This window comes from bacterium (assembly GCA_022616075.1).
Lineage (GTDB): Bacteria > Acidobacteriota > HRBIN11 > JAKEFK01 > JAKEFK01 > JAKEFK01.
In genome coordinates, this window is the sequence record JAKEFK010000383.1 from 1 (window position 1) to 8,063 (window position 8,063).

Here is an 8,063-nt window from a genome sequence, read left to right on the forward strand (position 1 = left end):
GATTAGGTATCTGCTTCTGAGAAAGCCATATGGAGTCAGCTCTACTGCATCTTTAAGACGACTGATTGAGCGCGTCTATTTTCCTGCCAACTGTCTTCGTTATGCCCAAACGCAAACGGCCTGCTTTCACCGTAACTGATCGTCTGAATACGTTCCGGGGCGATGCCAAGAGAAACCAGATAATCTTTGACAGCTTTGGCCCGGCGCTCCCCCAACGCGAGATTATATTCTTCTGTTCCTCGTTCATCGCAGTGCCCTTCCAGGGTCACACTTACAACAGGATTGTTTCGAAGAATATTGGCATTCGCTTGCAGAGCAGGGGTTTGATCATCGCGGATGTCAAATCTATTGTAATCAAAAAAGATTGATTGGAACTGCCTGCTCAGGGCGTCCATATCAATCACCCCTGAGTCCTCCGTCTGTTTCATCTCAGCCGGTTCGGGTGCCGAGAAATCCGTCGAAGGCACGTCGGGCAACGGTTCCAATGCCTTGCTCTTTTTATGGCACCCTGCAACAAACACTGCGAGCGCACAAATGACTACAAGAATATGATGGTTACGCATGTTTCCTCCGGGTCAGATCCTGAAGTTGTAGCACTGAACGAATTTGAATTTCACAAAAATCGGGCGAACACCTGAGTGAGCATCCGATCGGCGAGTTAAGAAAACCGCTTCCTTTCGGGTACTCACCTGAAAACGTTTCATTGCTGCTATTCATTAAAAAAAAACGGAAACCAATACTAGCAATCGCCACGTATCCACGGCTCTCGGATCGGCGAGGACTGAACGCACAGTTTATCGTTCGATAGCGTAACGTACATTTCGAAGCTTATAGCTTTCAGCGTTTTCAGGTTTCCGCTGTAGCCCGAAATCTCTAACATCCTGACGGGCCAGTGAACAATCTTTGCGGCAGTAGATTATGCGCTGTTCAACCGGCCTGCTTTTCGCATCATAAAAAGTGATTGAGATTTCTTCTACTCTGATTACGTGGTCGATGCCATTGTGGATCCTGATCCACAGGTTCTCTGCTTCATCCTCCCAGATTGTGTACGTCACGTCCCCCGCAACACTAAATCCAGCTACCAGAAAGATGACAACAATAATGCAACAAATCCCTTTGCTGATGCGAGACTTGACAATAATGGACCCTCCTGCCTTGCTTTTGGCCAAACAGCGGTAAAGCCGTGAGTTCGGCAGGAGGGATGAACTATCTTGTTCGCAGAAACTATCCCAATGGCTTCGATCAACCCCACGCGAACTCCGTGAAATTGGTTTGGCTACAAAAGCTGGAAACAGTGCAATATCTAAAATCAAAGAGAACATCCCAAAGTCTTTTCAATAGTCCCTCCTGTCTTCCCTGGTTCAAGGTCCGGTCGGAGAGAGGGGAAGACAGGAGGTTGGATAATGAGTATTTGTCCATATTAGGCTCAGCGCAAACAAGCGATTCTGCATTTTCGCTATTTGAAAATTCCCTCGGCAGTGTAAGCATGAACGGCAGTTTAGCACTGCAGTACTGCGCCGTAAATCGGGTTGAGGCCTTAGTTTTGAATCGGGTTAGTCTCCTAACTTATATGGTGTACCTTGAGACTTTTTAATCAGATCTTGAATCAATTCTCTTGCATCCAGATGGGATCGTAGATTGAATTTTGCATGTGAGGGCGCACGTCCCACTTTTATTGAATGCGCCGAGTCCGGTAAAACTCGAAATAAATCTTCATCGGTTCTATCGTCCCCTAGTGCCAGAATGGAGTCGCAAGGATAGGAATTCAGAAAGTATCTGGCGACATTTCCCTTGTTGATTTCGGTACTGCGAGCCTCAAGAACCTTATTCCCGTAGAGCAGTTGAATGTTCAGACCGGCACACAGACGCATCACAAGCTGCCCCAATTCGCTGACTCTGAGTGCTGCCAGTTCCGGATCGGCTGCACGGTAATGATAAGCGAGCGAAAAATCTTTTTCTTCCAGGAATGATCCTGGAAGTTTATCGGAGTAAGTCTGAAAAATCGGATATAATTCAGGTTTCCATTCGTTAGGAACCGGTTGCAACATTCTCCACAAATCGCCATTTTCCCGGATCCATGCGCCATGTTCGGCCGCCAGTGCTATCGAAAGCTCGCCAAACCAGTGTTGCATCGTCTCCCGCTTGCGCCCGCTTATCAGCACCACTTTTGTATCCTTAATTTCGGTCAATGCACCCAAGGACTTCACCAGATCTTTAGATGGAGAGACGGCCGCGGGATCTGTGTCGAAGGGCACGAGCGTGCCATCATAGTCCAGAAATATAAGACGCCGTTTTGCGGAGAGTACATGCGACAACAATTCATTTTTGTTTTCAGCGTCCAGTAAATGAATGCGAGAGGATTCTTGATTCGCCTTGAGCACATCCAGAGACTGAATGAAATCAGTCGCCCACCTGGTTATGTCGTAACGCTGGAGCCGGGCCTGCATGGCCTGGTTGCGCCTCACCTGTTCTTCGGTAGGCATTTTCAGAGCCTCTTTCAATGATTCAGCGATTTCATCTACATTGTTCGGATTGATAATCATCGATTCGCGAAGCTCGCTAGAAGCGCCGGCCATCTCACTTAAGATGAGTACGCCACTTTGATCGACCCTGCAGGCAATGTACTCTTTTGCAATCAGATTCATTCCGTCACGCAGCGGCGTTACAAGAATTACATCGCTGATCGTATACAGGTTAACGAGCGGCTCGAGAGCCAGGGAACGATATTGATAAATAATCGGGGACCATGTCACACTCCCATATTTTCCATTGATTTTCCCAACAATCTCATCAATCTGCTTTTTCATGATCTGGTAGTGCTCTACTCCGATTCGCGAAGGGACGACCACCAGCAGAAGAACAACCTTTTGATGCCATTCTGAATTATTCTGCAAGAACGTTTCATAACCACGCAAACGATGGAGAATACCCTTCGAGTAATCGAGTCGATCAATGGAAAGAACAACTTTCTTGTCCACGAAGTTTGACTTCAGCATGGATTGTTCTTGAGAATTCTCTGCTTCGGTTGCGGCCTTTTGGAACTTGGCATAATCGATACCCATTGGGAAGCTGTCTGCTTTTAGTGGACGGTTTCCGAAAAAGATTTCTCCCATATTGCTTTCGTGGCCGAGGATTCGCGACGTGCATTTGAGGAAATGCTGCACATAATCGTGAGTATGGAAACCGATCAGATCAGCTCCAAGAAGGCCCTGTAATAATTCGACTCGCCATTTGCTCGGCAAAAGACGGAAAACTTCGTATGAAGGAAATGGGATATGTAAAAAAAAACCTATTCTCCCTGCGGGTAAATACTCGCGTAACAGGTATGGCAGAAGCATGAGATGGTAATCGTGGATCCAGATCATATCGTCAGGCCTGATCACATCCTTTAGGACCTGGCAGAACCTTTCGTTCACTTTCTTGTAGTGGTGCCAGTATCTTTGATCGTAGACTGCATAGGACGGGAAATAGTGGAAAAGTGCCCAGATCGTTTTGTTACAAAACCCGTGATAGAAGTTCTCCATTTCATCTTCGGATAGAAAGACCGGATAAGAACCTAATCGTTGCAATTCTGAGATAACTTTTTGCTTGTCAACTTCGGACACTGTTATACCAGGCCAGCCCACCCAGAGGGTTTCGAGCGAATCCGTTGCAGTATCCAGAAAGGTTTTTAATCCTGTGGCGAGTCCTCCAACGCTGCGCACAAAAGTGAAACCTTGTCCCAGCGTCTGAGCACAAACAGGAAGGCGGTTCGATACGATAACAAGTCTCATGCGATGCTCAAACAAGTCCCTTCTTATTGATGAATTTTCCGATCCGCATCATACGATTTCGAAAACTTGGGTACCTCTCTATTCTCAAATCCAGTTCGTTCTACTTTCGGCGCCAAGAGCCCTCCTGCCATCCTTTCATGGAGGTGAATCGATATTGCCAAAAAAGGCAGGAGAGCCACACTAAAAGATGAGGACCAAAGGTGCTCGTGAATGAGTTTTAAAATGGTGCAGCACTGTAAATAGAATTGCCAAAAAGTATGGAATTCCGATCACGCCCATGATGAACCAGTGTGCGTTTCTGACGAACTGCAAACTGGACATTTTCGCTACCGGCATAACAGTATTTTATTGATCACTTTGATCTCTTGCTGTTTATTCAGGCGGATACCTGAGTTTCTCAGCAGTCGAGACCGGGTATCATACATTGGTGCGTCATGAATTCTTCACGATTGCCGCCTATACGATGCTAAGTACAATTCCGTTGCTTGCTGCAAACGGACCGGCACATGAAGATCCGGTTGCTTCGTTGGTTTTCTTCATTGCGATCATTTTGATTGCGGCCAAGATTGGAGGAGACCTGGCAGGTCAGAGCCGGCCAGCCATCAGTTTTAGGCGAATTAATTATCGGAGTGATCTTAGGGAACCTTTCCATACTCGGATTTACGGGACTTGAGCCGATTAAAACCGACCTTGGAATGCAGATGTTGGCCGGACTTGGCGTATTGCTCCTGCTTTTTGAGGTAGGACTCGAATCTACTGTTCCTCAGATGTTAAAGGTAGGTATCACTTCCTTTGCTGTAGCTTCGCTTGGGGTTGCGGCACCTTTTTTACTGGGGTGGCTCGTTGGTATCTGGTTGTTGCCCGATTCCAGTACGTACGTCCATGCTTTTTTAGGAGCAACATTATGCGCTACAAGCGTAGGGATAACTGCGCGAGTCTTGCAGGACCTTGGGAAATCAAAAAGCACAGAAGCTCGGATTATCCTTGGTGCTGCGGTAATTGATGATGTACTTGGACTGGTAGTGCTTGCTGTCGTTACCGGAATGATCGCTTCTGCAAATTCGGGAACATCGATTTCTGTTGTTCAATCGGCGCTAATCTTTCTGAAAGCTGCCCTCTTTCTTTTTTGTTCGCTCGCTCTTGGAGTCTGGCTTTCCCCAAAATTATTTTCCTTCGCTTCGAAACTGCAAGCACGTGGAGTCTTGCTCGCTTCGGGCCTGTCTTTTTGTTTTTTTCTTTCCTGGCTTGCCGGTAAAGTAGGATTAGCTCCGATTGTTGGGGCATTTGCCGCAGGTCTAATTCTTGAAGAAGCTTACTATCGCGACTTTCAAAATAGGGGTGAACATTCACTGGAAGAACTGGTTCATCCGATCGTTTCCTTTCTTTCTCCGGTTTTCTTTGTTTTAATGGGCATGCAGACAGATTTACGTTCTGTCCTGGAACCTGGAATGATCGCTCTCGCCATAGCGCTCACATGCGCAGCGATCATTGGAAAACAAATTTGCTCTCTGGGCGTGATCGGAAAAGGAATAGATCGGCTCAGTATTGGTATTGGAATGATCCCCCGTGGCGAGGTCGGATTAATTTTCGCAAATATCGGACTGGGTTTGTCGATCGGAGGCGAGAAGATCATTTCAAAATCAACTTTCTCTGCCATTATTGTTATGGTAATTGTTACGACCGTAATCACTCCGCCCGCTTTGAAGTGGAGTTTCGGACGGAACGGGCGATCTCAGGTTAATACCTGAAAGAACCGTATGGGTTGCGACTATCAGGTGTTTTCCTGATGGCACAATGTCATCACTTGAGAAAAAGGTAAAGTAAATACATTCGAGGTCCTCCTATCTGAGCCCCACTGTTGTTGCCACCTTTTTCGCCAGGTGGGAGGACCACTTCTGAGTTGGCCTACAGAACGGCACCGTCGGATGGTGCAGTTGACATTCTTCATATGACATATATCATACATATGCTATGAAGAGAACAACGATTTTTGCCGACGAAGAACTCCTCGAGCAGCTTCGGGAAATATCGGCGGAAGAGAAAAGTAGCGTGGCCGAAACAATGCGAAAAGCAATGAGAAGCTATGTTCAACAAAGAAGACGCAAGAAAAGAAAGCTGTCTTTTGTCGGGATTGCCTCTAGCGGACGAAAAGACATTGCCGAACGACACGAAGAGTTACTGTGGAAAAAGAACACAAAGTAGACTCCATTGTTGTTGACACTGGAGCTATCTTTGCGCTTGCAGACCGCAACGACGCATGGCATCGCCGTTGTTCCCGTTTTGTAAATGACTATGTCGGAAGATTGATCGTTCCCTGTACAGTAATACCAGAAGCGTGTTACCTCCTGAATGCTTACCTTGGTCAGCCGGCAGAAACGGCCTTTGTTGAGTCTCTTTTGCGGAAAGAGTTGTCGATTGATCCCTTTCAATCTGAAGATCTTGATCGTTGCAATGAAATACTAAGAAGATACAATGATTTGAATTTGGGCCTTGTTGATGCCTCAGTTGTTTCCACGTGTGAAAAGAGAGGCATTTTGGATATTCTGACAACTGATAGAAGGCATTTTTCTGTAATAAAGTCAAAGCAGGGTAAACACTTCCATTTGTTGCCGTAACTCCAGTACTTCTCAAGAAAAAGGATGCAGCCGTTTGATTCAAAGTACTTCAGTTTGCTGAAAGAGATCGCGGTTTGTCAGTTCAGGCTGAAAGATCAAAGCACATTTTTTGGCTTTCTCTGGAGCTTTCTGCATCCTTTGCTCATGTTAGTGGTCCTGTTTCTCTTTTTCCACATGAGAGTTGGGAAAAGCGTGGATCATTATGCGGTTTTCCTTCTCATCGGAATCATACACTTCACTCATTTTTCGAACAGCACCAGCGCATCGATGACGGTATTGCAGTCGATGAAGCAGCTTGTCACGAACGTGATTGTGCCGAAAGAATTGCTGGTGATCGGATCGGTCCTGGCAAATACGCTTGAATTTTTTATCTCAATGCCGATCTGCATTGCGATTGCGTACTTTTCGGGGATTCCTCTTTCCTGGTCATTGGCGTTGCTGCCTCTTTTGTATTTGCTGGAGATCATGCTGGTTTTGTGGGTCTCGTTTTTTATGTCCTGCCTGTACGTCTTTGTTAGGGATACAGGTCACATTTATCAAGTATTCTTGCGCGTCTTATTCTTCATGACCCCGATTTTCTACACAGCGGGATTCTTAGGGAACGGTATGGCCAGGTACATTATTACTCTCAATCCGCTCGCCTATGTAATTCACTTTGCCCGGTCGGTCATCATGAATCAGGATTTTTCACCACCTGGTGATTTCATTCTGTTTATTGCTGTAAACGCGATTCTCGTCGTCTTAAGCATTTACACATTTAAGAGATTGGAACCAAAATTTGCTGAATATGTCTGAAAACGATTGTGTACTGCAGAGTCGCTCACTTTGCAAGACCTTCCTGCAGGATCGAAGAAGGTTCACGGTTTTTGGAACGTTGAGACATCGCATTGGCAGAAATTCAGGAACGGGGGATCTGTTTTTCGCTCTGAGAGACATCCAAATTGAAGTGGCGCGCGGAGAGAAGGTCGCTGTTATTGGAGATAATGGGGCAGGCAAATCCACTTTACTTAGGTTAATTGCCGGGATTTATGAACCGGATTCGGGAGAATTAGCGGTGAAAGGTGCAGTGACTCTTCTTGCAGGTCTTGGAATAGGAATGATTGATGAGCTTAGTGTTACTGAAAATCTCTTCCTTTATGGAATGATTTACGGTATGGAACGAAAACAAATCGAAAGGGTGATGGGTGAAATGATTGAATGGGCGGAATTGCAGAATTTTGCCGAATCGAAGCTCAAGCATTTGTCTTCCGGCATGAAAGCTAGACTTGCGTTTTCTGCGGTGAGATACATCGAAAAGGACATTTATCTCTTTGATGAAGCACTTGCCGCAGGAGACAAGAATTTCAAAGAAAAGTGCGCACTTGTGTTCCGCAATTACAAGGAGACGAACAAAACATTTCTTGTGGCAACACATGATTTGAAATTCGCGAAATCGTTTTGCAATAAAGCGCTCTGGTTGCATCACGGGCGGCAGATGTCATTCGGTGATCCGGAAGAAGTTGTGGCCCGTTATGAGGAAAGCAAGCCGAAATGAAAAATAGTTTGCTTGAGATTCTCTATGTTGGCACGCTTCCTCCTCATCCCGGCGGCTCCGCGATTGCGGGATATCAATTGCTCGAGGGCTTCGCGCGGGAGGGTCACGGAATCCGCGTGATAGCGCCGATTACTCCTAACA

The 8,063-nt window shown here is 46.2% G+C and carries 8 protein-coding genes; 5 read left to right on the forward strand and 3 right to left on the reverse strand.

The window, feature by feature from the left end:
• Positions 1 to 41 precede the first annotated feature (41 nt).
• The 3 genes from pal to L0156_29645 form a co-directional block, all read right to left on the reverse strand.
• Positions 42 to 521 (reverse strand): peptidoglycan-associated lipoprotein Pal, encoded by a 480-nt coding sequence (gene pal / locus L0156_29635; GenBank protein ID MCI0607166.1) that lies wholly within the window; start codon positions 519 to 521, stop codon positions 42 to 44.
• A gap of 273 nt (positions 522 to 794) precedes the next feature.
• On the reverse strand, positions 795 to 1,169 hold the full coding sequence (locus L0156_29640; protein MCI0607167.1) for a hypothetical protein: 375 nt from the start codon (positions 1,167 to 1,169) through the stop codon (positions 795 to 797).
• A 384-nt stretch (positions 1,170 to 1,553) separates the two neighbouring features.
• Positions 1,554 to 3,773, reverse strand: a complete 2,220-nt coding sequence (locus tag L0156_29645) for a bifunctional alpha,alpha-trehalose-phosphate synthase (UDP-forming)/trehalose-phosphatase (GenBank protein MCI0607168.1) — start codon at positions 3,771 to 3,773, stop codon at positions 1,554 to 1,556.
• Between the two features lie 629 nt (positions 3,774 to 4,402).
• Here L0156_29645 and L0156_29650 point away from each other — a divergent pair.
• The 5 genes from L0156_29650 to L0156_29670 all read left to right on the forward strand — a co-directional run bounded on the left by L0156_29650 (position 4,403) and on the right by L0156_29670 (position 7,922).
• Positions 4,403 to 5,521 carry a cation:proton antiporter gene (locus L0156_29650; GenBank protein MCI0607169.1) on the forward strand — a complete coding sequence of 373 codons (1,119 nt, stop codon included), beginning with the start codon at positions 4,403 to 4,405 and terminating at the stop codon, positions 5,519 to 5,521.
• A gap of 223 nt (positions 5,522 to 5,744) precedes the next feature.
• Complete coding sequence (locus L0156_29655; GenBank protein MCI0607170.1) at positions 5,745 to 5,975, forward strand: ribbon-helix-helix protein, CopG family; 231 nt, start codon at positions 5,745 to 5,747, stop codon at positions 5,973 to 5,975.
• Positions 5,954 to 6,388 carry a PIN domain-containing protein gene (locus L0156_29660; GenBank protein ID MCI0607171.1) on the forward strand — a complete coding sequence of 145 codons (435 nt, stop codon included), beginning with the start codon at positions 5,954 to 5,956 and terminating at the stop codon, positions 6,386 to 6,388. Before L0156_29655 ends, L0156_29660 begins: the two co-directional genes overlap by 22 nt.
• 24 nt (positions 6,389 to 6,412) lie before the next feature.
• Complete coding sequence (locus tag L0156_29665) at positions 6,413 to 7,183, forward strand: ABC transporter permease (GenBank protein ID MCI0607172.1); 771 nt, start codon at positions 6,413 to 6,415, stop codon at positions 7,181 to 7,183.
• A complete protein-coding gene (locus L0156_29670) occupies positions 7,176 to 7,922 on the forward strand; it encodes an ATP-binding cassette domain-containing protein (GenBank protein ID MCI0607173.1) in 747 nt (248 codons plus the stop codon). Before L0156_29665 ends, L0156_29670 begins: the two co-directional genes overlap by 8 nt.
• Positions 7,923 to 8,063: the final 141 nt, after the last annotated feature.